The organism is Parvibaculum sp., from assembly GCF_002684405.1.
Classification (GTDB): Bacteria; Pseudomonadota; Alphaproteobacteria; order Parvibaculales; family Parvibaculaceae; genus Parvibaculum.
In genome coordinates this window covers 17,211-40,459 of sequence record NZ_NYVD01000144.1, presented here as the reverse complement: position 1 = coordinate 40,459, position 23,249 = coordinate 17,211, and the positions used below count along the sequence as shown (strand labels likewise).

Sequence of the window (23,249 nt, the reverse complement as noted above, 5' to 3'; positions counted from 1 at the left end):
GCGCAGCAACTCACCCACCATACCACCAGCGGCTGCCCGATGCGCGTGGGCGACCTGCTCGGCTCCGTCGCTGCGATCATGGCCGCGATAATCATCATGTATACGGGCTTCACACCCATCGACCCCATTCTCTCGGTCTTCGTGGCGGTGCTGATCCTGCGCGGCGCGGTTTCCGTCACGCGCGACGCGGCGCATATCCTGATGGAAGGCACCCCGGAGGGGCTCGATACCGGCGCCATGGCCGAAGACCTTGCGGCCGGCATTCCCTCGGTGAGCGATGTGCACCACATCCATGCCTGGTCGCTCGCCTCGGGCCGCATTCTCGTTACGCTGCATGCCGTCCCCGCCCCCGGCGCATCCTCCGCCGACGCCCTGACCGCCATCAAGGAGCGACTCGCCGAGCGCTACGGCGTGACCCATGCGACGGTGCAGATCGAACCGGAAGATTGCCCCGACCATGACGAGAAGCTCACAAAACTGGCCGCAAATCCACGAGCAGATACTAAAGGGATCTGCTCGTAGACCTTGGTTCTTTGACTATTTTCCGGGCGGTTGCTCACCCTCGTCCGGAAAATCGTCAGGGGCCATTCCGCCTGTTGAAAAGTTTCCACTACGGTATTTGCTGCAATGCAGTATAATGCAGGACAAGCCATTTCCGGCGGAGCTTCCCACGCATGTTTCCATCTGCTAGCGATCCGATCTTTTGGCGGGCCTGGAGTGAATTCGGCCTCGTCGCCGAATATGGCGCGCTCGCCGCGTCCTACCCGGCGCTGCTGAAGGCGCCCAGGGGAGACGGTCACGGCGTGCTGGTTCTGCCCGGTATGCTGACAGGTGATGAATCGACCTCCTTCCTCCGCACCTATCTGAAAGAGCTGGGCTACGTCGCCCATGCCTGGAGGCAGGGCCACAATTGGGGCCCGAGCCGCCACATCCATCGCAAGCTGAAAGACCGCGTCAATGAGCTGGCCGACGAGTGCGGCCGCGCAATCAGCATTGTCGGCTGGAGCCTGGGCGGCATCTATGCACGCGAACTGGCGCGGGAGTTTCCCGATCAGGTGCGTCAGGTGATTACGCTGGGAAGCCCCTTCGGCGCGGGCTACCGCGTCAGCGGCGAAGTGGATCCGAAGCTCGCCGAGCGCCTGCGCGTGCCGCCGCCCGTTCCCTCGACATCGATCTATTCCCGCTTCGACGGGCTCGTGCCCTGGGCGGCCTGCCGCGAACAGGAAACGCCGCAGACGGAAAACATCGAGGTGCCCGCGACGCATCTCGGCATGGGCGGCAACCCCCTCGTCTTCTGGGCGGTCGCCGACCGCCTATCGCAGGCCGAAGGCGAGTGGAAGCATTTCGACCGGTCCGGCTTCCACAAATGGTTTTACGTGTAAGGGCTCAGTCGCCCGCTACCGAACCGGCTGCCGCGTTACGCGCCTTGGCCTTGTTCGAGACGCCGTCGCCGACGATCTTCATCAGCCCGCCGATCACCACCAGCGTCGCCACATAGAAAATCGCCTGAATGGGTAGCGGGCGCGCCGTATAGCCGACAAGCGTGTGGAGCGTCTGGCCGATAAGACTGCTTTCCGACAAAAGCCAGGACGTATTCCACATGAACCCGCCCATCGGCGGCAGGAAACCGCCCTGCACGAGGAACTTGGCCCCCTGCGCCGCCATACCCGCCGCCAGCAGCAGGATCATCCAGCCCGTCACGCGGAAAAGCATGTTGAGCGACAGCCGCAACAGGCCGAAATAAAGCGCAAAGCCTAGCGCGCCGCCCGCCGCGATGCCAAGCAGACCGCCCGCCAGCATCGCGGAATTGCCGACGCCGCCGCTGGCAATACCGTTGAGGAAAAGCACGACTTCCGAGCCTTCCCGCATCACGGCTGCGCCGACCACGATCGCCAGCGCATAGAGCGGCTTCGTGCCGACGGTTACGTCGTGCCCGACTTCCTTCATCTCGGTGGCAAGCTGACGGCCATGACTGCCCATCCAGACATTGTGCCACCCCAGCATGATGACGGCGAGAAACAGCACGCTCGCATTGAAGATTTCCTGCCCCGTGCCTTCCAGCGAATTGGAGATGGCGCTTGCAAAGGCGGCAACGAGACTTGCCCCCACAAGCCCGGCCAGGATACCGGCACCCAACCAGCGCCCTCGCCCGGCCACGCCCTTTGTGGCGGCCGCGACGATGCTGACGATCAGTGCCGCTTCCAGCACTTCGCGGAATACGATGATGAGCGTCGCAAGCATGTCTCGAGGGCCTTCCTGAGTAAACGCGTGTCGAAGCCGACCTCGGCCGACATTTATTTGGCGATCAGATCGCCCTGCGCGGTCGCTTCGTTGAACTCGCCGAAGAAGTGATACGTGCCCGCTTCAAGCGGCCCGACATACATGATGCCCTTGCTGCCGCCGGGGATGATCTTTTCGATGAAAAGGTCATGCGACTCGAATTCTTCCGGCGTCGGGTCGTCATTGTGGACCACCAGTTTCATCCGCGTATCGGCAGGCACCTCGAAATTCGCCGGATCGAATTTGTGATCCCTGATGTGGATTTCGAAGGTCGGCATCTCACCCGCCGCCCGGGCAGGCTGAAACGCCGTCGCAGCAAAGCTCAACGCCACAACCCCCATCGCGGTAAGCAGTGTCTTGGCCGAGAGGGAGCGAAGCATGGCGTTTCCTTTCCTTGGGACGAGAGTTTGGTTATTGATATTCATTCTCAACTGAGAGTGCAAGGACCAATCTGCCGCAATCCCGGGCAGGAATGCCGATACCCTCTTCCCCGGGGCGGACCGCCCGACGTGTTTCGGTTAGGCTTGCGACAGGAAAAGAAAAACAATCAGCCGAAAGAGCCGACCTCATGCCCCTGACAGAGCGCGACGCCGACATCATCTCGCAAAGCATCGAGCGCGCCGCCGAGCTGGCCGGCGACCCGACCCCGCTCGTTTATGAAAAGCTTTTTGCGCAACAGCCGGAGATGAAGCCGCTCTTCGTCCTCGATCTCGATGGCAATGCGCGCGGGCACATGCTGAGCGAGGCGCTGAACTGCGTTTTCGACATGCTTGGACCGAAAAGCTATGCGCCCGTGCTGATCCAGTGCGAACTGACCAATCATCAGGGGCTGGGCGTGCCGCCGCGCGTCTTCGCCACCTTCTTCGACGTGGTGGCGGAGACCTTCCGCGAGATTCTGGGCGACGAGTGGTCCGCCGAAACCGAGGCCGCCTGGCAGACCCTGCTGGAGGACCTGCATGAGGTCATCGCCAGCCATGCCGAGAAATACGGCATGGAACTCGCCTGAACCACTCTATTTGAAGCGATTGGCGATCCGCGCCGCCGCCGCGAAACCCGATCGCGGGCTGGACAGGACGGGGACACCGAGGTCCCCCGCCTGCTGCGCCGCGGGCGCCATGGAGGCCTGTGCGAGAACAAGCACGTCGCAATCATCCGATGCGCGCTTCAACCCTTCCGCGATCATCGCGTGATACTCGGCAAGCCGGCCGGCGCGAAACTTTTCCCAGGCATCCTCGAAATGAACGGGCGCGAAATGGCAATCCCTCCCCGCCCTCCCGGCTGAATCCTCCAGCAGACGCAGCGTCGTTTCCATGGCAGGCGCCAGCGCGCCGCAGACGCCGATGCGCTTGCCGCTTCTCACTGCTTCATCCGCCATCGGACGGTCGATCCGGATGATCGGGATATCCGCCTCATCCGCGACATGCTCCGCGACCGGTCCCAGCGTCGAACAGGTACAGACGACGACCTTCGCCCCGCCTGCCGCCAATGCCAGCATCGCCTCGCCCGCTTTCAGCTCGATGGACGCCGTAATGCCGCCTGCTTTTTCCGCCGCCACCAGCAGGTCTTCGCGCACCGTATGGGCGAGTTTCAACCCCGGTGCGCGTTCCGCGCCCAGCGCATTGAAAGTGCCGATGTGAAGCGCCGAACTATGCAGAAAGGCAATGGCGGCTCCGTGGGTGTATTGGGCAGGAGGCATGGGCCCATTCTCCAAAATGGAAATTCCAAAAGAAAAGGCCCGCCGCGATCTTCGCGGCGGGCCCATCAGAAAGGGTGCTGTTCGCGAGATCGCGTCAGTTCTTTTCCTTGTCTACGAGTTTGGAGGCCGTAATCCACGGCATCATCTCGCGCAGACGCCCGCCCACTTCCTCGATCGGATGGGCTGCATTGCGGGCGCGCGTGGCCTTGAAGCTCGTCTGGTTGACCTTGTTTTCGAGCATCCAGTCGCGCGTGAACTTGCCGCTCTGGATGTCGTCCAGCACGCGCTTCATTTCCGCCTTGGTTTCCGGCGTGATGATCCGCGGGCCGGTGACATATTCGCCATACTCGGCCGTGTTGGAGATCGAGTAGTTCATGTTGGCGATACCGCCCTCATAGATGAGGTCGACGATGAGCTTCACTTCGTGCAGGCATTCGAAATAAGCCATCTCCGGCGCGTAGCCCGCTTCCGTGAGCGTTTCGAAACCGGCGCGGATGAGTTCCACGAGACCGCCGCAGAGAACGGCCTGCTCGCCGAAGAGGTCGGTTTCGCATTCTTCGCGGAAGCTCGTCTCGATGATGCCCGCGCGGCCGCCGCCGATGGCGGAGGCATAGGACAGGCCGAGGTCATGCGCATTGCCGCTGGCATCCTGATGGACGGCCAGCAGGCAGGGCACGCCGCCGCCACGCTTGTATTCGGAGCGCACCGTGTGACCCGGGCCCTTCGGCGCGACCATGAGGACATCGATGTCCTTGCGCGGCTCGATCAGGTTGAAATGGACGTTGAGGCCATGCGCGAAGAGGAGCGCGGCGCCCTCCTTCATGTTGTCGGCCAGATCCTGATAATAGATGTCGCCCTGCAGCTCGTCCGGCGTCAGCATCATCAGCGCATCGGCCCATTTGGCGGCTTCGGCAACGGTCATCACCTTCAGGCCTTCGCCTTCGGCTTTCTTCGCGGAAGAAGAGCCGGCGCGCAGCGCCACGGCCACTTCCTTCACGCCGGAATCGCGAAGGTTCAGCGCATGGGCATGGCCCTGGCTGCCGTAACCGATGATGGCGACTTTCTTGCCCTTGATCAGGTTCACGTCCGCATCGCGGTCGTAATAAACGCGCATGACACTTGTCCTTCCTTTAGCTCCCAGCGCTATTCCATGCAATAGCAGCGCCGATGAATCCAATTAGTATATGTAGTCCCGACCAAAGCCAATTCGCTTTTATCCGGGTCAGGAGCATTTTCGAGTGCTCTTGATGTGCAGACCGACGAACTTCCTCGGCATTGTGCACTTCATCCGAGATCATGGAGGAGACAACGATCCGGTATTTCGCCGCTACGTCGGCATGCAAACGGCTCCGTTCATAGTGCTTCGAACTCATCAAGCATCCATAGATATTGGCAACGACTATGAACAAGCCAACAGCAATAGACACTGACGAATGAACAAGAACTGTCGTCCCTGAAGAAGCCAGAAACGCGAGCATTGCCGCAGATATAACAACGACAACGTTGGTCGCCTGTGACCTCATTCTCTCATGGTGACGGACATGCTCTATCTGTCCCTCATAGAACCGAAGCCACCCCTCTAATTTATTCGCCGACGAAGGTGTTTCCATCGTTCACACCCCTCAGCCCTCTCACATCGCTTCCGGGCCGCGGGCGATCGCGACCACGCCGGTCCGCGATACATCCACCAGCCCAAGCGGCCTCATCAGGCCGATAAAGGCATCGATCTTGTCCGGCGCGCCCGTCACCTCGAAAATGAAGGAGGTGTGGGTCGTGTCGATCACGCGGGCACGGAAGGCATCCGCCAGCCGCAGCGATTCCACGCGCTTTTCGCCCGTCGAGGCGACTTTCACAAGCGCCATTTCACGCTCGACCGAGTTCGTCTCCGCCGTCAGGTCCATCACCCGATGAACCGGCACGAGGCGGTCGAGCTGCGCCTTGATCTGCTCGATCACCATGGGCGTGCCCGTTGTGACGATGGTGATGCGGGAGGTGTGTTCCGCCTGGTCCACCTCGGCCACCGTCAGGCTTTCGATATTGTAGCCACGGCCCGAGAACAGCCCGATGACGCGCGCAAGCACACCCGCCTCATTGTCCACAAGCACGGCAATGGCATGCCGTTCGATTTTTTCTTCCTGGCTCATTCCCGAACTCTGATTAGAGGGCGATGGGGCAATCCCGGCTATGACGGCAGTGACGGTCAAACCAGCATCTTGCCCGCTTCGGTGACGGTCGGCGCATCCGCGTCGTCCGCCAGGATCATCTGGTTATGCGCCGCGCCCGACGGAATCATCGGATAGCAGTTCTCGTACTTGTCCACGATGCAGTCGAAAATGACCGGTCCCGGCGTATCGAGCATCTCCTGGATCTTCGCATCGAGCTCGTCCGGCGTTTCCGCGCGAACGCCCTTGGCGCCATAGGCCTCGGCGAGCTTCACGAAATCGGGCAGCGATTCCGAATAGCTGTGCGAGTAGCGACCGCCATGCAGCAGTTCCTGCCACTGGCGCACCATGCCCATATATTCGTTGTTCAGGATGAAGATCTTCACCGGCAGCATGAACTGAACCGCCGTCGAAATCTCCTGCATGTTCATCAGGATCGAGGCTTCGCCCGCAATGTCGACGACGAGCGCATCGGGATGCGCGATCTGTGTGCCCACGGCTGCCGGCAGGCCATAGCCCATCGTGCCGAGGCCTCCGCTCGTCATCCAGCGGTTCGGCTCCTCGAAATGATAGTGCTGCGCGGCCCACATCTGATGCTGTCCCACTTCCGTGGTGACATAGGTCTCGCGATCCTTGGTCAGCTCGTAAAGGCGCTGAACGGCATATTGCGGCTTGATGGTGTCGCCATTCTGCTTGAAGGAGAGCGACTTGCGCTCCCGCCAGACGTCGATCTGCTTCCACCACTCGCCGAGCGCAGCCTTGTCGGGCTGGCGCGCCCTCGCCTTCCAGATACGCAGCATGTCTTCCAGGACATGCGCGCAGTCGCCGACGATGCCGACATCGACACGGACATTCTTGTTGATCGACGAGGCGTCGATATCGACATGGATCTTCTTCGAGTTCGGCGCGAAGGCATCGAGGCGGCCCGTCACGCGGTCGTCGAAACGCGCCCCGATATTGATCATGACGTCGCAATCATGCATCGCATTATTGGCTTCGTAAGTGCCATGCATGCCGACCATGCCGAGCCACTGCTTGTCGCTCGCCGGGAAGGCGCCGAGGCCCATCAGCGTCGAGGTGATCGGATAGCCGGTCAGCTTGACGAATTCGCGCAAAAGCTGGCTCGCAACCGGGCCGGAATTGATGATGCCGCCGCCCGTATAGAAGACAGGCTTCTTGGCATTCGCGATGAGATCGATCGCTTCCTTGATCGCCTCGACATCGCCCTTCACCGTCGGGCGATAGGTGCGATGCGCAACGTTTTTCGGGCCGACATATTCCGCCGACTGGAACTGAACGTCCTTCGGAATGTCGACGACGACCGGACCCGGTCGGCCGTTCGTCGCAACATAGAAGGCCTCATGCATGACGCGCGTCAGCTCCTCCGGCGACTTCACCAGCCAGTTATGCTTGGTGCAATGGCGCGTAATGCCGACCGTATCCGCTTCCTGGAAAGCGTCCGAGCCGATGAGATGCGTCGCGACCTGCCCCGTCAGGCAGACGATCGGAATGGAATCCATCAGCGCATCGGTCAGCCCCGTCACGGCATTGGTCGCGCCGGGACCCGACGTCACCAGAACGACGCCCGGCTTGCCCGTGGAGCGCGCATAGCCTTCCGCCGCATGGACGGCGCCCTGCTCGTGCCGGACGAGGATGTGACGGATCTTGTTCTGCTGGAAAAGCGCGTCATAGATCGGAAGCACCGCGCCCCCGGGGTAGCCGAAAATCGTGTCAACGCCCTGATCGACCAGCGATTTGATGACGATCTCTGCGCCAGTCATCTCGTTTTCGGCCATGGGTCGGGTCCTTACGTCCTGAAGGTTATCAATCGCAGTAAACAACAACGCGGCCTCGCGCCCGGCCCGTTCTCAAAGCCCCGTTCAGTCCTGAAAAGAGCGAAAAACCGGCCACCGGCACGCAATGCCGCGTGAAAGCGGGCGCAAACTAGCCCCGCCTCATGCCCCGGTCAAGCCAAAATCGTCAATTAATGAAAAGAAACTCGCTTCAAGGCTTTCCAAATCTTGCGCGATGAGCCTATTCCACGAAATCATTTGCGTCCGGAACCATGTTTCCTGCCGTTTTGCGTAGCGGCGGGACTCTGCCTGGCCGAGCAGAACGGCTTCCTCCAACGAAATTTCGCCACGCAGATGGGCCATAAGCGGCCGCAGCCCCAGCGCCTTCATCAGCGGCAGCGAAGGATCGAGATCGAGCGCCATCAGCGCCTCGACCTCATCGAGCGCCCCCTCCCGGACCATGTGCCGGAAACGGAAATCGATCCGCCGGTAAAGAAAATCCCGCGAGGGCACGAGCACCGCCTTCAGGAAATCCCCCGCAACCAGCGGCTCAGGCGGCAGGGCCTGCCACGCGCTCAGGGGCTTGCCCGTCGCCCGTTTCACCTCGATGCCCCGCGCAATGCGCTGCTTGTCCGACGGAGCGATCGCTTCGGCAAGTTTCGGATCGGCGGCCTGCAGCAGCTTGTGCGCCCCGGGGCCCGCCTGTGCCACCTCCGCCCGGACCGCGGCGGTGATCTCCGCCGGGACATCGGGAATGGGCGACAACCCATCCACCAGCGCGCGGAAATAGAGCCCTGTTCCCCCCACAAGGATGGGAACGCGGCCCCTCGCCTCGATTTCCTGCATGGCGCGCGCGGCATGGGCGGCCCATATCCCCGCCGAACAGGCCTCTGCCGCGCTCATGAAGCCGTAAAGGTGATGCGGCACGCGCACCTCATCCGCCTCGCCCGGCCGCGCGGTGAGAACACGCAGCTCCCGATAGACCTGCATGGAATCGGCATTGACGATCTCGCCGCCCACCTGCTCGGCCAGTTTCATGGCGAGCGCGGACTTGCCGCTGGCGGTTGGCCCTGCAATAAGGACGGCGGTTTTTAGCTTCACCGGCTCTTTCACGGTGTCCTCTGACACGGCACTCTGCACGAAGATTTCTGGAGAACTCTGGTTTGGCGATGAAATACGTCCTGACGCTCATTGGCAACTCGCAAACGCCGCTCGACAAGACCCATGTCGACGCAGCCGCGGCGGCCCTGCCGGGCCAATCGCAGGCGGACTGGCTGAAAGACACCCATGCCTGCGACCTCCCCTTTGACGCAGACGACATGGCCCATGCCGAGGCCGAGGTCCGCAAGGCGCTTCAGGGCATCGCCATCGACATCATTGCACAACCCGCCGAAGGCCGGCGCAAGAAGCTGCTGGTCGCCGATATGGATTCCACCATCATCGAGCAGGAATGCATCGACGAGCTGGCCGCCGAACTCGGTATCAAGGACCGGATTGCCGAAATCACCGAGCGCGCCATGCGCGGCGAGATCGATTTCGAACCCGCCCTGCGCGAGCGCGTCTCGCTGCTGAAAGGCCTGAAAGCGGCCTCCCTTGAATCGGTCTTCGACAAGCGCATTACCGAAACCCCCGGCGGCCGCCTGCTGACGGCGACCATGCGCGCCCATGGCGCCACCTGCGCACTTGTTTCCGGCGGTTTCACCTTCTTCACCCACCGCGTCGCAAAGGCTGTGGGCTTCGATCACAATCAGGCAAACGAGCTCATTTTCGAAAACGACCTGCTGACCGGCGAGGTGGGCGAACCCATTCTGGGCCGACAGGCCAAGATCGACGCGCTGGTACATTTCCGCTCACAGCTCGGCCTCGCCCGGCACGAAACCATGGCGGTCGGCGATGGCGCCAACGATCTCGGCATGATCGGGGAAGCAGGCCTCGGCGTCGCCTTCCATGCAAAGCCCGTTGTGGCGGAAGCCGCCGATGCACGCATCGACCATGGCGACCTGTCGGCGCTGCTTTTCATCCAGGGTTATCGGGAAAGCGAACTCGCCGGCGCCTAGGCTCTAGCTGGGGCTGACGTCTATCGCGAAAAAGCGCGTTCGTCCGTTGGAGTAAATGCGCAGCAGCACTTTGCCTCCGTCAGCGCGACGCCGAGCCTCGCGCACCGCGCGCCTCACATCGTCCGGTTCATCCACCGCCTCGCGATTGACCTCGACGATTACGTCGCCCGCACGAATGCCTTTGCCGTCCGCAGCTCCGCCGTTCGCCACCGCCGCGACCACGACGCCGTTCACCTGCAACGGCACATGGTGAGCGGAGCGCACTTCCGGCGTTAGAGAAACCAGATCGAGCCCGAGCATCTCGTCCGGTACGACCGGCTTCCGCTTCGTCTTCTTCTCCGGTGCCGCGCCGTCCGTTTCGTCCTTGCCGGCCTCGTCGCGTTGCAACTCGCCGACCGTCAGCCGGACAGAGATGGGCTTTCCGCCGCGCAGGATTCCGACTTCAACCCGCTTGCGCGCACGCGTTTCAGCGATACGGCGCAGCAAATCGCGCACCTCGCCAACAGGCATGCCGTCATAGCTGGTAACGACATCGCCCACCCGCAGCCCGCCTTCCTGTGCGGGACCATGCACCATGACATTGGCAATCGCGACGCCCGCATCGGGCGGTGCCTGAAGCGCATGCGCCAGGTCGCGCGTCAGCGGCAAGACCCGCACACCCAGCCAGCCGCGATGAACCTCACCGAAATGTATGAGATCGTCCACCACCGCCTTCGCGGTGGAAGACGGCAGCGCAAAACCGATACCCACCGTGTCGCCCGAGGGTGAAATAATCGCGGTGTTGATGCCGATGACATGGCCCTGCATATCGAACAGCGGCCCGCCGGAATTGCCCTTGTTGATCGCCGCATCCGTTTGGATGAAATCGGTATAGCCGCGCGTATAGATCGCGCGGTGAAGCGCGGACACGATCCCCGAGGTCACGCTACCGCCAAGTCCGAACGGATTTCCGATCGCCACGACCCAGTCGCCGACGCGCAGATCGTCGGAATTGCCGAAATGCACCGACGGCAGCGGATGAGAACTGTCGACTTTCAACACGGCGAGATCTGTATTCTCGTCATGCCCCAGCAAGGTCGCATCCAGCGTCTCGCCGTCCGCAAAGACGACGGATATCTCGTCGGCGCCGTCGATCACATGATTGTTGGTAACGATGACGCCCGACGGATCGATGACAAAGCCCGATCCGAGCGCGCTGGTCATCGCGCGCCCCTCGCCTTCTTCGTCGTCGAAGAACTCCCGCAGCGGAGAATCCTCCGGAAGGCTCCTGAACTTCTCGGGCAATGATTGCTTCTGCCTGATGGTGATATTCACCACGGCAGGCGAAAGGCGGTGCACAAGATTGCCGAAGCCGTCCGCGGCACGCGCCGGCCCCGCTCCGCCGAAAAAGACCAGCAGGGAAAGCGCGACGACGACAAGGCCCGCCCCCCGGAGCGATGAAAGATCGTTCCGGCTTGCCTGAACCTGTCGCGTCGTCTCACCGATCGAAAACATATAAAGCGCCAATTCCCCGGCCTAGCCGCCACCCCTGACGGCCATTCAAGCGGAAAATAATGGCCCGCGCACTATCGTCGTGGAATTTCGGCTCAAAACGAGGGCCCGGCGCGCCTATCCACGTACCAGCCAGACCAGCAGCACGCCCACTGCAAGGGCGACAAGGCCGCCAAAGCGGATCTGGCCCTCCGGCTGCACCGCCACCACGGCCAGCGCCCGCTTCATCGGCCCCGGGAACGCCGCGTAAAGCGCGCCTTCCAGAGCGAGAACCAGTCCAAGCGCGGCCAGGAGATCGGTCAATTTTCGCCTTCAACATCTAACGTCCGGAGACCGAACATCTTCGAGTGCTGTCATGCGGCTTCGGATTTGAAGTTCGCTTCCGCGGCAAATGGCGGACAAGCCCGCGAACTCCAAATCCAAATCACGCAATCGGTGCCCGGCTCACTTGCCGGAATCGCTCCGGAAGTACCGGAAGAACTCCGAGTCGGGCGAAATCACCATGGTGGTGTTGTCACCCTTCAGGGCCTTTTTGTAGGCCTGCATCGACCGGTAGAAGTCGAAGAATTCCGGATCCTTCTGGAAGGCGTTGGCGAAAATACCGTTTCGCTTGGCATCGCCCTCGCCTCGGGTGATTTCCGCATCGCGCTGCGCATCGGCAACGATAACGGTGCGGTCGCGATCGGCACGACTGCGAATACGCTGGGCCTCTTCCTGACCTTGCGCGCGGATCTCGGCCGCTTCGCGTTCACGCTCGGTCTGCATACGACGGAAAATCGCCTGGCTGTTTGCTTCCGGCAGGTCGGCGCGGCGGATACGTACATCCACCACTTCGATGCCGAAGCTTTTCGCGGTCTGGTTGAACGCCTTCTCGATCTGCTGCATCAGGCCGGAACGATCGTCCCGCACCACAGCTTCGAGCGTGTGATCGCCCAGCACGTTGCGCAGCGACGATGCGAAGTTCGGCTGCAGCCTGTTTTCGGTCAGACGCGGGTCGCCCACCGCCTGATAGAACTTCAGCGCATCGACGATCTTGTAACGGGCGAACGCATCCACCACCAACCGCTTGCGGTCGGAGGCGATGATTTCTTCCGTCGGCGCATCGAGATTGAGAATGCGCTTGTCGATGAAGATCACGTTCTGAACGAAGGGCAGCTTGAAATGCAGCCCCGGCTCCGTGACGAGCTGTTTGGGATCGCCGAACTGCAGCACGATCGCCTGCTGCGTCATGCTGACGATGAATGTGGAGGAATAGGCAATGAAAGCGACAAGTCCCGCAACGATGCCAAGACCGAGTCCGATGGATTTATTCATGACTTCGGCCTCCTCAATTCGAGCTCGACGAGCCGGCGCTCGACGAGTTGTTGCTGGACGATGACGAAGGACGCTTCGCAGACGGCTTGAGCTGATCCATCGGCAGATAAGGCAGAACGCCCGACTGATCCGTGGTCACAACCTTGTTCGTGTTGCCCAGAACGTCCTGCATCGTCTCGAGATACATGCGCTTGCGCGTCACTTCCTTTGCGTTCCGGTACTGGTCGTAGATCGAGATGAAGCGCTGCGCCTCACCCTGCGCTTCCGCGACCGTCTGCTCGCGATAGGCTTCGGCGGCCTGGGTAATCTTGGCGGCCTCGCCTCGCGCCTTGGGCACGACCGTATTGGCGTAGGACTGGGCTTCGTTACGCAGACGCTCCTGGTCGGCGCGCGCCGCCTGAACGTCGCGGAACGCATCGATCACCTGCGACGGCGGATCGACCTTCTGGAGCTTCACTTCCGTGATCTCCACACCCGCGCCATAGGTATCGAGCGCGGTCTGCATATAGCCGCGCACCTGCTTCTGGATGTCGTTTCGACCGGTCGTCTGCAGGAACTCGATCTTGGACTGGCCCACCGCCTCGCGCATGGCGCTTTCGGCGACCTGCTTCACGGCAAGGTCCGGACGCTCCACATTGAAGAGATAGTTCTCCGCGCTGTTGATGCGCCAGAAGACCGAAAAGTTGATGTCGACGATATTCTCGTCGCCCGTCAGCATCAGGCTTTCTTCCGGCACCGCAATCGGCTTGCCGCCGCCCGTATCGCGCATACCCACATCGACGCGATTGATGCGCGTCACCGTCGGCGTATAGACGACCTCGATGGGATACGGCAGCTTCACATGCAGGCCCGGAGGCACTTCGCGCGAGAACTTGCCGAAGCGCAGCACCACGCCCTGTTCGTCCGTATTGACCCGATAGACCGAGCTGTAGGCGAGGAGCGCCACGACGGCCACGATGAGGATCAGGATGATGCCGCGGCCATTGCCGCCGGCGCCCTGCCCCTGACCTCCGGGGAAGATCTTCTTGAACTTGTCCTGGCCCTTGCGCAGCAATTCATCGAGGTCGGGGGGCTGGTTACCACCGCCACCGCCGCCTCCTGAAGGTCCCTGCCCCCAGGGGCCGCGGTTACCGCCACCTCCCTGCCAGCCGCCGCCACCATTCTCATTGCTCCAGGGCATCAAAAATCCTTTTGATTTCGTGATGATAGATCGGTTGGAAACACACTTGCCGGAGGTTATATGACACCCACCAAGCCCGTGCAATGAAACCCGGACAGGCCACCCATGACGTCTTCGACCCAAAAGCCGACACCGACAAAAGAAGACATTCTCTCCGCGCTCTCCCGCGTCACCGATAAAGACTTGGGAAAAGATGTGGTCTCGGCAGGCATAATCCAAGGGGTCGTGCTCCGCGAAGGGCATGTGGGCTTCTCGATAGAGGTCGATCCGGCCAAGGGAGCGGAAAAGGAACCGCTCCGGAAGGCCTGCGAAGAGGCCGTGCGGGCCATTCCCGGCATTTTGAGCGTCACCGCGGTACTGACGGCCCATAGCGACACGCCCTCCGCGCCGCAGCAGGGCGCGCATGCCGGACATTCACACGGCCGGCCGGGAGGCGCGCAGGGTGAGCAGCAGGCGGGCCGGCTCGAAATTCCGGGCGTGAAAGCCATTATCGCCGTCGCCTCCGGCAAGGGCGGCGTGGGCAAATCCACCGTGGCGGTCAATTTGGCGCTGGCGCTCTCCCATCTCGGCCGCAAGGTGGGGCTGCTGGACGCCGACATCTACGGCCCCTCCATCCCCCGCATGATGGGGCTCAAGGGCAAGCCGGAAAGCAACGGCAAGAAAATCCAGCCGAAAGAGAATTACGGCATCAAGACCATGTCGATCGGCTACATGGTCGAAGAGGACACGCCCATGATCTGGCGCGGCCCCATGGTGCAGAGCGCGCTCATGCAGATGATGAGCGACGTGAACTGGGGCGAACTCGACGTGCTGGTGATAGACATGCCGCCCGGCACCGGCGATGCGCAGTTGACCATCGCCCAGCGCATACCGCTGACGGGATCCGTGATCGTCTCAACGCCGCAGGAAATCGCCCTGATCGACGCGCGCAAGGGCGTTGCCATGTTCGAAAAGACCCATGTGCCCGTCTTCGGCATCGTGGAGAACATGGCCTATTTCGTGAGCCCGGACTCAGGCGAGCGCTCCTATATCTTCGGTCAGGGCGGCGCACGAAAGATGGCGGAGACGCTGGGCTGCGACTTCCTCGGCGAAATCCCGCTTCACATGACCATTCGCGAAACCTCCGATGGCGGCGCCCCGGTTACGGCCACCGCGCCCGAGAGCGAGGAAGCCCGACCGTTCATCGACATTGCGCAAAAGGTTGCCGGTCATATCGACCAGGCCCTTGGCGGCGGCGCGCGCCAGGCGCCGCGCATCTCGATCGAAACCTGACAAACGCGAAAAGCAAAGGCCGGCCCGAAAACGGGCCGGCCCAATTCATGCGTCGGGAAACCCTGGATCAGTTGCCGGCAACCAGCGCTGCCTGCTCCTTCGTGCCGTCCGGCGCGGTGATCTCCCAGCTTTCGCCCACGTCACGAGCCTCGGCCGGTGTGCAATACGGCTCGGCGTCGCTGCCGTCCTGCTTGAAACAGGCATTGCCGTCTTCATTCGTCCAGGTGCCTGAAACCGTGGTTCCGTCAGCCATGGTGTTGGTGTAGGTGCCGTCCTCGTTGATGACCACGGCCCGGTCGCCCGCCGGGCTCGTGATCTTGACGGTATTCCCGTAGAAATTCGCGAATGCGTCGGCGGCATAGGCCCCGCCTGTCAGCATGAGCAACGCAATGGCCGCACTAAAAATAAGGCGCATGTTTCTCCTCCCTGAAATGTTGAATGCCCGCCCCGCTTTCGGGGTGTACCCCTCCTCGGGCGCGGGCATCCTGACATGGTTAACGGGAGGCCGGAACAAATGTTCCGTACCCGAAACAGCTAGCTCACACAGGCCAACTCACTTGTTGAGGAAGTTGAGCGCGAGACCCGGCCGTTCCCACTCCGTCGACACGAGGCGCCCCGTCGTGGACAGCGTGATGTACGCCGTTTTCAGATCCTCGCCGCCGAAGCAGATATTGGTGGTGATGAGATCGTCGGTCGGAAAATGGCGGATGCTCGATCCGTCCGGCGCGAAAATGGTGATGCCGGAATTGAAGATCGTCGCCACGCAGACATTGCCGTCGGCATCCACCGCCAACGAGTCGAAATAGTTGAGGCCGGCAGGCGATCCGACGAAGCGGCCATTGAGCGGCCCTTCGCTCGGCGCGACCTCGCCCTCGCCCGTGATGTCGAAGGCCCAGAGACGGCCGGGAATCGTATCGGCCACGAAAACCGTCTTCTCGTCCGGCGACAGACCGACGCCATTGGGGCTGGTGATCGGGAACACGGCTTCCTTCACCATCGATCCGTCGATTTTCGCATAGTAGAGCCCGCCGCGATCCTGCACGCGGCCACGGCCCTTGCCGAGATCGGTGAACCAGAACCCGCCCGACTTGTCGAACACGATGTCGTTCGGCCCTTTCAGCGGCTCACCATTTACTTCCGTATAAAGAACATCGACCTTGCCGGTCTCGAGGTCGATCCGCTCGATGCGCCCGCCCGAATAATCCGTCGCGATGTCGCCCGGGATCAGCAAACCGTCCTGATCGTGCCAGTCGAACCCGCCATTGTTACAGACATAGCATTTGCCGTCCGGACCGATGGCCGCGCCGTTCGGCCCGCCGCCGGGCTCCGCGATCGTCTCTTTCTTGCCATCCGGCGTAATGCGCGTGAGGCGGCCCGCCGCAATTTCCACCAGCACGATGCTGCCGTCGGGCATGGCGATCGGCCCTTCCGGAAATTTCAGGCCGTCCGCGATCAGTTTCATCTCTGCCATTTGATCCTCCCATGGCGATTTATTGATTTTTGATGGGAGGTATCTTCTCAGGCTGATGCCTCTCCTGCAACGCCTCGCCCAAGATAATGCGCGGCTTTTTGCGTAGCGGACATGCCGCTCACATACGCGCCATGCACGGTGGAATACCAATCGAGCGGCACCGCTTCTCCTGCGAAAAACAGGCGGTCGCCGACAGGCTCCGACAACCGCTCCCGCATGTCGCTCTTGCCGGGCTTTCCATAAGAATAGGCGCCGAGCGTATGCGGATCCGTCGTCCAGGCGGTCGATTCAACGCCGCTCATTTCCTTGAAGATGTCGGTCCCGAACATGTCGCCCAACATGCCGCGCGCATGCGCAATCATGACGTCGCGGCCCGCCCGTTCGAGATCGGCAGCTTCCGACCCGCCGAAATAGGCGATGGCCATATTGTGCCCGAACGGCCGGATCTGGAAGGAAAGCGCAGGCCGCGCCGGCTTCTTCTCGTCTATCGCCAGCGGATGAGACATCTCCGGCAGGCCGAACACCTCGCGCTTGAAGGCAAAAGCGACCTTGTTCGCATGACCGGTCGGCACGCCTTCCAGCGCCTCCTGCGTTCGGGCCGGCAGTTGCGGCAAGAAGCGGATGGCCCCTGAGGAGAGCACATTGGTCGAAACGGTGACGATGACGGACTTCGCCTCCACCGTTCCCTCTTCCGTTGCGACTTTCACATTGGCGCCCGTCATGTCGATACGATGCACAGGACAGGAAAGCGTCACGGGAATGTCGGCAAAATAAGCGGCGATCAGTGCGCCATAACCGCGTTCCAGCGGCCAGTTCTTTTCCGTGTCGGCATAGCGCGCGAAATCGACTGCGGACAGATCCTCCGGATCGCCTCCGCAGATCGCCTGAAAGAGATGCCGCGTGATGCGATAGAAGCGTGCGGAAGGATCCAGCGTTTCGGACACCGGAATATCCTCACCCGCCTCGCCCTGCACATGCGCGATGTCATAGGCGGCCTCGAACTCTTCGCGATAGGCCGTATAGGCCTCCTCATCGGCCCAGACGGGACGGCCCGCCTTCTGACCGAGAAAGAGATGGCGATAGAACGAGCCTTCGTCGTGCCGGTGATAGGGATGGCCGAGCTCGTCGGCAATCTTCGTCAGCGGATTAACGTCGGCCGAATGAAGCCAGTGTGCGCCCCGGTCCCATGTCATGCCGAGGCTGGCCGTATCGGTGAAGGTGCGCCCGCCAATGCGATCCTTCGCCTCGAACACTTTGAAGCTGAGGCCCATCTCACGCGCCTGCCGCGCGGCGGAGAGCCCTGCGGCCCCCGCCCCGACGATGACGACATCGAAAATGTCACTCATCGCTTCAGCCTGTCTGCATGAAAGGTCAGATGATCGGCCATGAAAGACTGGATGAAATAATAGGAATGATCGTGACCGGGCTGCCGCCGAAGCGTGAGCCCCTGCCCGACCTTGCCGCAGGCCTCTTCCAGCAGCTCCGGTTTCAATTCCTTTTCGAGGAAATTATCGCCGAGCCCCTGATCGACGAGGATCTCGTCGAAATGCCCCTTCGCCGCACCGCCTTCGATGAGCAGGCAGGCATCATGCGCCTTCCATGCCTCGCGGTCGGAACCGAGATAGGCCGTGAACGCCTTTTCGCCCCAGGGACAGCGCGTCGGCGAGACGATAGGCGCGAAGGCGGAAACGGAGCGGTAAAGATCGGGCCGCTTCAACGCGAGCGTCAACGCGCCATGACCGCCCATGGAGTGGCCGGAAATGCCGTGACGCGACATATCCGCCGGGAAGTTCGCCGCAATGACGGCATGCAGATCTTCCGTGATGTAGCTTTGCATCTTGAAATGCGGCGCCCAGGGCTTTTCCGTCGCATCGATATAAAAGCCTGCGCCCTGCCCGAGGTCGTAAGCCTCGTCATTGGCGACGCCCTCACCGCGCGGGCTCGTATCCGGCGCGATGACGATGAGCTTCAGCGCACTGGCCGTGCCATAGGCGCCGGCCTTGGTGGTGAAGTTTTCTTCCGTGCAGGTGAGCCCGGAGAGCCAGGTGACGACGGGAAAAGGCCCGTCGCCATCCGGCACATAAGCGGAAAACCGCATATCGGTGCCCGTCGCCTGAGACGCATGGCGGCAGACCTTCAGCACGCCGTCGAAACAGCGATGCTCTTCCAGAATTTCGATACTCATTTACGACCTCAATAGACGACGACGGAGCGGATCGATTTCCCCTCATGCATCAGATCGAACGCCTTGTTGATGTCTTCAAGCGGCATTTTGTGGGTGATGAGGCTGTCGATATCGATCTTGCCGTCCATGTACCAGTCCACGATCTTCGGCACGTCGGTACGCCCGCGCGCGCCGCCAAAGGCGGTGCCTTTCCACACTCGACCCGTCACGAGCTGGAAGGGACGCGTGGAAATCTCCTGCCCCGCGCCCGCCACGCCGATGATGATGCTCTCGCCCCAACCGCGATGGCAGCATTCAAGCGCCTGGCGCATCACATCCACATTGCCGATGCATTCGAAGCTGTAATCCGCGCCGCCATCGGTGAGTTCCACGAGATGCGCAACGACGTCGCCGTCCACCTCCTTGGGATTGACGAAATGCGTCATGCCGAATTTGCGCGCCATCTCTTCGCGCGCCGGATTGAGATCGACGCCGATGATCTTGTCCGCGCCCGCAATGCGCGCGCCCTGAATGACATTGAGGCCGATACCGCCGAGACCGAACACCACGACATTGGCGCCGGGCTCTACTTTCGCGGTGAAGACAACCGCCCCCACGCCCGTCGTCACGCCGCAGCCGATGTAGCAGATCTTGTCGAAGGGGGCGTCCTCACGGACCTTGGCGAGTGCGATCTCGGGCAGCACCGTGTAATTGGCGAAGGTGGAACAGCCCATGTAATGCAGAACGGGTTTGCCCTTGTAGGAAAAGCGGCTGGTGCCGTCCGGCATCACGCCCTTGCCCTGCGTCGCGCGGATGGAGGTGCAGAGGTTCGTCTTGTGGCTCGTGCAGCTTTTGCACTCACGGCATTCCGGCGTGTAGAGCGGAATGACATGATCGCCCTTCTTGAGCGACTTCACGCCCGGACCGACATCGACCACCACGCCCGCGCCTTCATGACCGAGAATGGCAGGGAACTGGCCTTCCGGGTCCGCGCCGGAAAGCGTGAAGGCGTCCGTGTGACAGATGCCCGTCGCCTTGATCTCGACCAGCACCTCGCCCTCTTTCGGGCCTTCAAGCTGCACCGTTTCGATTTCAAGGGGTTTGCCGGCTTCGAAAGCCACCGCCGCTTTTACATCCATCACATCACCTCGGTTTTGGGGAGGCCGCATTCTGACAACAGGAACATCGGCACTCAAGCGCCGAACGGCCCAAAACTCACAAAGCGCCCGAAAAGAAATCGACGGCCAGTTTGTGCGCGGTCTCCATGGCCTCTTCATTGAAAATCATATGCACCTCGCCGCCCGCGCCGCGATGAGAGACCGGATCGGCCACCACCACATTCGCCCCCGGCATGTCGAAGCAATGATGCGCGCCCTTCATCACATGCACTTTGATTTTCGCCGCATCCTCCGGTTTCAGCGATGCGACAAGTTTCGGCCCGGCTTCCGGGTCGTCGTCATACTCGTCGAGTTCGCCCGTCACCATCATGACCGGCGCATCCACGAGATCGCCGAACTCGAAACCGGGCACGCGGTTATAGGCGGAGGCGACCGGATAGACCGGCATCATGGCCTTGAAATGCTCGTCCTTGAGAAAGCGGTCGTTCTGAGCATGGGTGGCAACCAGCATGGAAGCCACACCGCCGAAGGAAAAGCCCATGACACCGATGCGGGTTCCATCGACTTCCGGATGAGCCGCTAGAAAGGCGCGCGCACCGTAAACATCGGGCAGCGTCTCGATCACCGTTTTGGGGCGCCCTTCCGACCCGCCGCCGATCCCGCGCGCCGACCAGAGATCGGGCTCTAGCGTCACGATCCCCACAGCATTGAGCGCATCGGCATAGCCGGTCTCCCGCGCAGACGGCCCCGCCGAGCCATGCAGGATGATGACAGCGGGTTTCTTCCCTTCTTTCGCCGGCACGGACACACGTGCCGCAATGGCGAGCGGCTCGTCGTGCAGCGACGGAAACGTCACATATTGCAGCGACGTGGCCATCTCCATGTCACTTGAAGTCATTTTCTTCTTCCCTGCCTTCTTATCTTTCGAGCGTCACGAAGGAATAGGCGGCACTATCCTTCTCGCCCGCTTCATGCCGCTCGCGCGAGACCTCTCGCCATGCGCTCCGGTCGAAATCCGGAAAATGCGTATCGCCGTCCGGCGTCGCATGGACTTCGGTGATGTAGAGCCGGTCGCAGGCATCGATGGTTTCAGCATAGATCTGCGCCCCGCCGATCACCGCAACTTCCGCCGCGCCGCTCTCCCTGGCGAGGTCGATCCCGTGGGCGACCGCTTCCGCCACATCGGTGAAGACTTCCGCGCCTTCCGCCTTGTAGCTCTCATCCCGCGTCACGACGATATTGGGCCGCCCCGGCAGCGGTTTCCTCGGCAGCGACTCCCATGTCTTGCGGCCCATCACGACCGGCTTGCCCATGGTAACGCGCTTGAAAAAGGCCATGTCACCGGACAGCCGCCAGGGCATGCCATTGTCGCGCCCGATCACGCCGTTCTCGGCTATGGCGACGACGAGTGCGAGTTTGGTCATCAGGCAAGGTCTTTCGTGTCAGCTATCGGCAGCGCCGAATACACCCGGTCGCGGAACTTCTCCGGATGCAGCGGGCGCGTGTTCTCCAGAATGACGAACAAGGCGAAAGCAGCGAGCGCGAGCGTCACGACGAGCAACAGGATCAGCGCCAGCTTGCGCGCCCACCCCACCATTGGTCATGTCACCCGGCTCATACCGCGACCGGCGCGGAGATATGCGGATGCGGGTCGTAGCCGACCAGTTCGAAATCGTCATAGGTGAAGTCGAAAAGGCTCGTCACATCCGGATTGAGCTTCATCTGCGGCAGCGGGCGCGGATCGCGCGCGAGCTGACGCTCGGCCTGCTCCATATGATTGAGATAGAGATGGGCATCGCCGAAAGTATGCACGAAATCGCCCGCCTCGAGCCCCGTCACCTGCGCGACCATCATGGTGAGAAGCGCATAGGACGCGATGTTGAACGGCACGCCGAGAAAGATGTCCGCCGAGCGCTGATAGAGCTGGCAGGAGAGCTTGCCGTCGGCGACGTAGAACTGAAACAGGCAGTGACAGGGCGGCAGCGCCATGTTGTCCACATCGGCCACGTTCCAGGCGGACACGATAAGGCGCCGCGAATCCGGATTGTTTTCGATCTGGTCCAGCAGGTTGCGGAGCTGGTCGATCTTGCCGCCATCAGGTGTCGGCCATGAACGCCACTGGTGGCCGTAAACGGGGCCGAGATCGCCATTCTCGTCCGCCCATTCATCCCAGATCGAAACCCCGTTCTTCTTCAGATACTCGATATTGGTATCGCCCGCGATGAACCAGAGCAGCTCATGCACGATGGATTTCAGATGCAGCTTCTTGGTCGTGACCAGCGGAAAGCCCTTCGACAGATCGAAGCGCATCTGATGACCGAAGACGCTTTTCGTCCCCGTCCCCGTCCGGTCGGTCTTGGTGACGCCCTGCTCTTTCACAAGGCGCATCAGGTCCAGATATTGCTGCATGGCGGTATCCTCGGTTTCAGCCGAGTTTAGCCGCAAAGGAGAGATTCGGGCGAGTCGTTCGGAAAAATCAGACCCGGGCGCGACGCAGATAGGATTTGAGCCCCGCGACCGGCATATCGGCCGCTTCCGGCGGCGGCAGAAAGCGGAAATGCCCGTTGATCGGATAGGCGAACAGCATGTCGTTCACCTGCGTCCCCCGGGAGACATTATGGACAAGCTCATAGCGCTTGCCGCTCCAGCAAAGCTTGTCGGTGACGATCGCCACATGGTTGAAGGTCTTGCCGTCCGACTGGGTGATGATATCGCCGGGCCGATAGACCATCGGACGGGACGAAATCGGCAGCCTCTGCGCGTAGCGCTGGAAGAAGGTCCGCATATTCAGCACGCGGCGATGGTCGATATTGGGATCGGGCGCGCTGAGCCCCCATTTCGGCAGGTTCGGATAGGCCTCGAAATGGGCGACCATATCCTCATGAATGAGGCGCTGGAGATCGAGCCCGAAGGCCGCGCGATAGGCCCGGACGATCACATCGGTACAGACGCCGATATTCTCCGGCACGTCGCCGCCCGGAAAACCGATTTTCCGATAGGCACCGTCATAAGTCGTGGTCACGCCGACCTGCGCTTCCGCCGCGCGGATGAGCCGCCGGGCGCGCACCGTTTCAGGGTCGATCCACTGGACACTGGATTTGGGCGCGGATGCACAACCGGCAGCGGCACTGGCCAGCAGCCCCGTCAGAAAAACCCGTCTCGTGCTATGAAACCGGTTGTCGCCGGCCCTTTCACGCGCCATCTGTGCCCCCCGCCCGTCCGGTCGCGGACCCCGGTCCGGACCACTTGAC

General features: G+C 61.7%; 26 protein-coding genes. 5 read left to right on the top strand and 21 right to left on the bottom strand.

Annotation, left to right across the window (positions count from 1 at the left end):
* Together CMI59_RS13470 and CMI59_RS13465 are read left to right on the top strand one after the other, a co-directional pair.
* The coding region (locus CMI59_RS13470) for a cation diffusion facilitator family transporter (RefSeq protein WP_293328755.1) at positions 1-522 on the top strand (522 nt) is incomplete at its 5' end.
* Between the two features lie 152 nt (positions 523-674).
* The gene (locus CMI59_RS13465) at positions 675-1,382 is read left to right on the top strand and encodes an alpha/beta hydrolase (protein ID WP_293328754.1); all 708 of its coding nucleotides are present in this window, start codon (positions 675-677) and stop codon (positions 1,380-1,382) included.
* A gap of 4 nt (positions 1,383-1,386) precedes the next feature.
* Here CMI59_RS13465 and CMI59_RS13460 read toward each other — a convergent pair whose 3' ends face one another.
* Together CMI59_RS13460 and CMI59_RS13455 are read right to left on the bottom strand one after the other, a co-directional pair.
* Positions 1,387-2,241 (bottom strand): FTR1 family protein, encoded by an 855-nt coding sequence (locus tag CMI59_RS13460; protein WP_293328753.1) that lies wholly within the window; start codon positions 2,239-2,241, stop codon positions 1,387-1,389.
* Between the two features lie 53 nt (positions 2,242-2,294).
* Positions 2,295-2,660, bottom strand: a complete 366-nt coding sequence (locus CMI59_RS13455; protein ID WP_293328752.1) for a cupredoxin domain-containing protein — start codon at positions 2,658-2,660, stop codon at positions 2,295-2,297.
* Positions 2,661-2,848: 188 nt separating this feature from the next.
* Here CMI59_RS13455 and CMI59_RS13450 point away from each other — a divergent pair, with 188 nt between their 5' ends.
* Positions 2,849-3,286: a globin gene (locus tag CMI59_RS13450; RefSeq protein ID WP_293328751.1), complete on the top strand. Its 438-nt coding sequence runs from the start codon at positions 2,849-2,851 to the stop codon at positions 3,284-3,286.
* Positions 3,287-3,292: 6 nt separating this feature from the next.
* Here CMI59_RS13450 and CMI59_RS13445 read toward each other — a convergent pair whose 3' ends face one another.
* From CMI59_RS13445 to miaA, 5 genes are all read right to left on the bottom strand, one after another.
* Positions 3,293-3,976, bottom strand: a complete 684-nt coding sequence (locus CMI59_RS13445) for an aspartate/glutamate racemase family protein (RefSeq protein WP_293328750.1) — start codon at positions 3,974-3,976, stop codon at positions 3,293-3,295.
* A 94-nt stretch (positions 3,977-4,070) separates the two neighbouring features.
* Complete coding sequence (gene ilvC, locus CMI59_RS13440) at positions 4,071-5,090, bottom strand: ketol-acid reductoisomerase (protein ID WP_293328749.1); 1,020 nt, start codon at positions 5,088-5,090, stop codon at positions 4,071-4,073.
* A 517-nt stretch (positions 5,091-5,607) separates the two neighbouring features.
* A complete protein-coding gene (gene ilvN, locus CMI59_RS13435; RefSeq protein ID WP_293328748.1) occupies positions 5,608-6,120 on the bottom strand; it encodes an acetolactate synthase small subunit in 513 nt (170 codons plus the stop codon).
* Between the two features lie 56 nt (positions 6,121-6,176).
* A complete protein-coding gene (locus tag CMI59_RS13430; protein WP_293328747.1) occupies positions 6,177-7,934 on the bottom strand; it encodes an acetolactate synthase 3 large subunit in 1,758 nt (585 codons plus the stop codon).
* A 159-nt stretch (positions 7,935-8,093) separates the two neighbouring features.
* Positions 8,094-9,059 (bottom strand): tRNA (adenosine(37)-N6)-dimethylallyltransferase MiaA, encoded by a 966-nt coding sequence (miaA, locus tag CMI59_RS13425; protein ID WP_293328746.1) that lies wholly within the window; start codon positions 9,057-9,059, stop codon positions 8,094-8,096.
* 41 nt (positions 9,060-9,100) lie between these two features.
* Here miaA and serB point away from each other — a divergent pair, with 41 nt between their 5' ends.
* Positions 9,101-9,988 carry a phosphoserine phosphatase SerB gene (gene serB / locus CMI59_RS13420; protein WP_293328756.1) on the top strand — a complete coding sequence of 296 codons (888 nt, stop codon included), beginning with the start codon at positions 9,101-9,103 and terminating at the stop codon, positions 9,986-9,988.
* A 3-nt stretch (positions 9,989-9,991) separates the two neighbouring features.
* Here the strand turns inward: serB and CMI59_RS13415 are convergent, their stop codons facing one another.
* The 4 genes from CMI59_RS13415 to hflK form a co-directional block, all read right to left on the bottom strand.
* Positions 9,992-11,482, bottom strand: a complete 1,491-nt coding sequence (locus CMI59_RS13415; RefSeq protein ID WP_293328745.1) for a Do family serine endopeptidase — start codon at positions 11,480-11,482, stop codon at positions 9,992-9,994.
* Between the two features lie 114 nt (positions 11,483-11,596).
* Entirely contained in the window at positions 11,597-11,782 is a 186-nt protein-coding gene (locus CMI59_RS13410) for a DUF2065 domain-containing protein (RefSeq protein WP_293328744.1), read from the bottom strand.
* A 141-nt stretch (positions 11,783-11,923) separates the two neighbouring features.
* Positions 11,924-12,793 carry a protease modulator HflC gene (hflC, locus tag CMI59_RS13405; protein WP_293328743.1) on the bottom strand — a complete coding sequence of 290 codons (870 nt, stop codon included), beginning with the start codon at positions 12,791-12,793 and terminating at the stop codon, positions 11,924-11,926.
* A gap of 13 nt (positions 12,794-12,806) precedes the next feature.
* Positions 12,807-13,973, bottom strand: coding sequence for an FtsH protease activity modulator HflK (gene hflK, locus CMI59_RS13400; RefSeq protein WP_293328742.1), 1,167 nt, complete (start codon positions 13,971-13,973; stop codon positions 12,807-12,809).
* 105 nt (positions 13,974-14,078) lie between these two features.
* On the opposite strand from hflK, the gene CMI59_RS13395 reads away from it, so the two are divergent.
* A complete protein-coding gene (locus CMI59_RS13395) occupies positions 14,079-15,245 on the top strand; it encodes an Mrp/NBP35 family ATP-binding protein (RefSeq protein WP_293328741.1) in 1,167 nt (388 codons plus the stop codon).
* Positions 15,246-15,312: 67 nt separating this feature from the next.
* Here the strand turns inward: CMI59_RS13395 and CMI59_RS13390 are convergent, their stop codons facing one another.
* From CMI59_RS13390 to CMI59_RS13345, 10 genes are all read right to left on the bottom strand, one after another.
* Positions 15,313-15,660, bottom strand: a complete 348-nt coding sequence (locus tag CMI59_RS13390) for a hypothetical protein (protein ID WP_293328740.1) — start codon at positions 15,658-15,660, stop codon at positions 15,313-15,315.
* Between the two features lie 138 nt (positions 15,661-15,798).
* Entirely contained in the window at positions 15,799-16,716 is a 918-nt protein-coding gene (locus CMI59_RS13385; protein ID WP_293328739.1) for an SMP-30/gluconolactonase/LRE family protein, read from the bottom strand.
* A 47-nt stretch (positions 16,717-16,763) separates the two neighbouring features.
* On the bottom strand, positions 16,764-18,062 hold the full coding sequence (locus CMI59_RS13380; RefSeq protein WP_293328738.1) for an NAD(P)/FAD-dependent oxidoreductase: 1,299 nt from the start codon (positions 18,060-18,062) through the stop codon (positions 16,764-16,766).
* The gene (gene fghA / locus CMI59_RS13375) at positions 18,059-18,901 is read right to left on the bottom strand and encodes an S-formylglutathione hydrolase (RefSeq protein WP_293328737.1); all 843 of its coding nucleotides are present in this window, start codon (positions 18,899-18,901) and stop codon (positions 18,059-18,061) included. The genes CMI59_RS13380 and fghA overlap by 4 nt, the downstream gene beginning before the upstream one ends.
* A gap of 8 nt (positions 18,902-18,909) precedes the next feature.
* Positions 18,910-20,019 carry an S-(hydroxymethyl)glutathione dehydrogenase/class III alcohol dehydrogenase gene (locus CMI59_RS13370; RefSeq protein ID WP_293328736.1) on the bottom strand — a complete coding sequence of 370 codons (1,110 nt, stop codon included), beginning with the start codon at positions 20,017-20,019 and terminating at the stop codon, positions 18,910-18,912.
* Positions 20,020-20,095: 76 nt separating this feature from the next.
* Positions 20,096-20,896, bottom strand: coding sequence for a dienelactone hydrolase family protein (locus CMI59_RS13365; protein WP_293328735.1), 801 nt, complete (start codon positions 20,894-20,896; stop codon positions 20,096-20,098).
* A 19-nt stretch (positions 20,897-20,915) separates the two neighbouring features.
* A complete protein-coding gene (locus CMI59_RS13360; protein WP_293328734.1) occupies positions 20,916-21,422 on the bottom strand; it encodes a dihydrofolate reductase in 507 nt (168 codons plus the stop codon).
* Positions 21,422-21,595, bottom strand: a complete 174-nt coding sequence (locus CMI59_RS13355) for a hypothetical protein (RefSeq protein ID WP_293328733.1) — start codon at positions 21,593-21,595, stop codon at positions 21,422-21,424. Before CMI59_RS13355 ends, CMI59_RS13360 begins: the two co-directional genes overlap by 1 nt.
* Positions 21,596-21,612: 17 nt before the next feature.
* Positions 21,613-22,407, bottom strand: coding sequence for a thymidylate synthase (locus tag CMI59_RS13350; protein WP_293328732.1), 795 nt, complete (start codon positions 22,405-22,407; stop codon positions 21,613-21,615).
* Positions 22,408-22,474: 67 nt separating this feature from the next.
* Positions 22,475-23,200, bottom strand: a complete 726-nt coding sequence (locus CMI59_RS13345; protein ID WP_293328731.1) for a DUF1287 domain-containing protein — start codon at positions 23,198-23,200, stop codon at positions 22,475-22,477.
* Positions 23,201-23,249: the final 49 nt, after the last annotated feature.

Coding starts and splice junctions, on each gene's coding strand:
- CMI59_RS13465 (WP_293328754.1), top strand. CDS start 675: ATGTTTCCATCTGCTAGCGATCCGATCTTTTGGCGGGCCTGGAGTGAA.
- CMI59_RS13460 (WP_293328753.1), bottom strand. CDS start 2,241: ATGCTTGCGACGCTCATCATCGTATTCCGCGAAGTGCTGGAAGCGGCA.
- CMI59_RS13455 (WP_293328752.1), bottom strand. CDS start 2,660: ATGCTTCGCTCCCTCTCGGCCAAGACACTGCTTACCGCGATGGGGGTT.
- CMI59_RS13450 (WP_293328751.1), top strand. CDS start 2,849: ATGCCCCTGACAGAGCGCGACGCCGACATCATCTCGCAAAGCATCGAG.
- CMI59_RS13445 (WP_293328750.1), bottom strand. CDS start 3,976: ATGCCTCCTGCCCAATACACCCACGGAGCCGCCATTGCCTTTCTGCAT.
- ilvC (WP_293328749.1), bottom strand. CDS start 5,090: ATGCGCGTTTATTACGACCGCGATGCGGACGTGAACCTGATCAAGGGC.
- ilvN (WP_293328748.1), bottom strand. CDS start 6,120: ATGAGCCAGGAAGAAAAAATCGAACGGCATGCCATTGCCGTGCTTGTG.
- CMI59_RS13430 (WP_293328747.1), bottom strand. CDS start 7,934: ATGGCCGAAAACGAGATGACTGGCGCAGAGATCGTCATCAAATCGCTG.
- serB (WP_293328756.1), top strand. CDS start 9,101: ATGAAATACGTCCTGACGCTCATTGGCAACTCGCAAACGCCGCTCGAC.
- CMI59_RS13415 (WP_293328745.1), bottom strand. CDS start 11,482: ATGTTTTCGATCGGTGAGACGACGCGACAGGTTCAGGCAAGCCGGAAC.
- hflC (WP_293328743.1), bottom strand. CDS start 12,793: ATGAATAAATCCATCGGACTCGGTCTTGGCATCGTTGCGGGACTTGTC.
- hflK (WP_293328742.1), bottom strand. CDS start 13,973: ATGCCCTGGAGCAATGAGAATGGTGGCGGCGGCTGGCAGGGAGGTGGC.
- CMI59_RS13395 (WP_293328741.1), top strand. CDS start 14,079: ATGACGTCTTCGACCCAAAAGCCGACACCGACAAAAGAAGACATTCTC.
- CMI59_RS13390 (WP_293328740.1), bottom strand. CDS start 15,660: ATGCGCCTTATTTTTAGTGCGGCCATTGCGTTGCTCATGCTGACAGGC.
- CMI59_RS13385 (WP_293328739.1), bottom strand. CDS start 16,716: ATGGCAGAGATGAAACTGATCGCGGACGGCCTGAAATTTCCGGAAGGG.
- CMI59_RS13380 (WP_293328738.1), bottom strand. CDS start 18,062: ATGAGTGACATTTTCGATGTCGTCATCGTCGGGGCGGGGGCCGCAGGG.
- fghA (WP_293328737.1), bottom strand. CDS start 18,901: ATGAGTATCGAAATTCTGGAAGAGCATCGCTGTTTCGACGGCGTGCTG.
- CMI59_RS13370 (WP_293328736.1), bottom strand. CDS start 20,019: ATGGATGTAAAAGCGGCGGTGGCTTTCGAAGCCGGCAAACCCCTTGAA.
- CMI59_RS13365 (WP_293328735.1), bottom strand. CDS start 20,896: ATGACTTCAAGTGACATGGAGATGGCCACGTCGCTGCAATATGTGACG.
- CMI59_RS13360 (WP_293328734.1), bottom strand. CDS start 21,422: ATGACCAAACTCGCACTCGTCGTCGCCATAGCCGAGAACGGCGTGATC.
- CMI59_RS13355 (WP_293328733.1), bottom strand. CDS start 21,595: ATGGTGGGGTGGGCGCGCAAGCTGGCGCTGATCCTGTTGCTCGTCGTG.
- CMI59_RS13350 (WP_293328732.1), bottom strand. CDS start 22,407: ATGCAGCAATATCTGGACCTGATGCGCCTTGTGAAAGAGCAGGGCGTC.
- CMI59_RS13345 (WP_293328731.1), bottom strand. CDS start 23,200: ATGGCGCGTGAAAGGGCCGGCGACAACCGGTTTCATAGCACGAGACGG.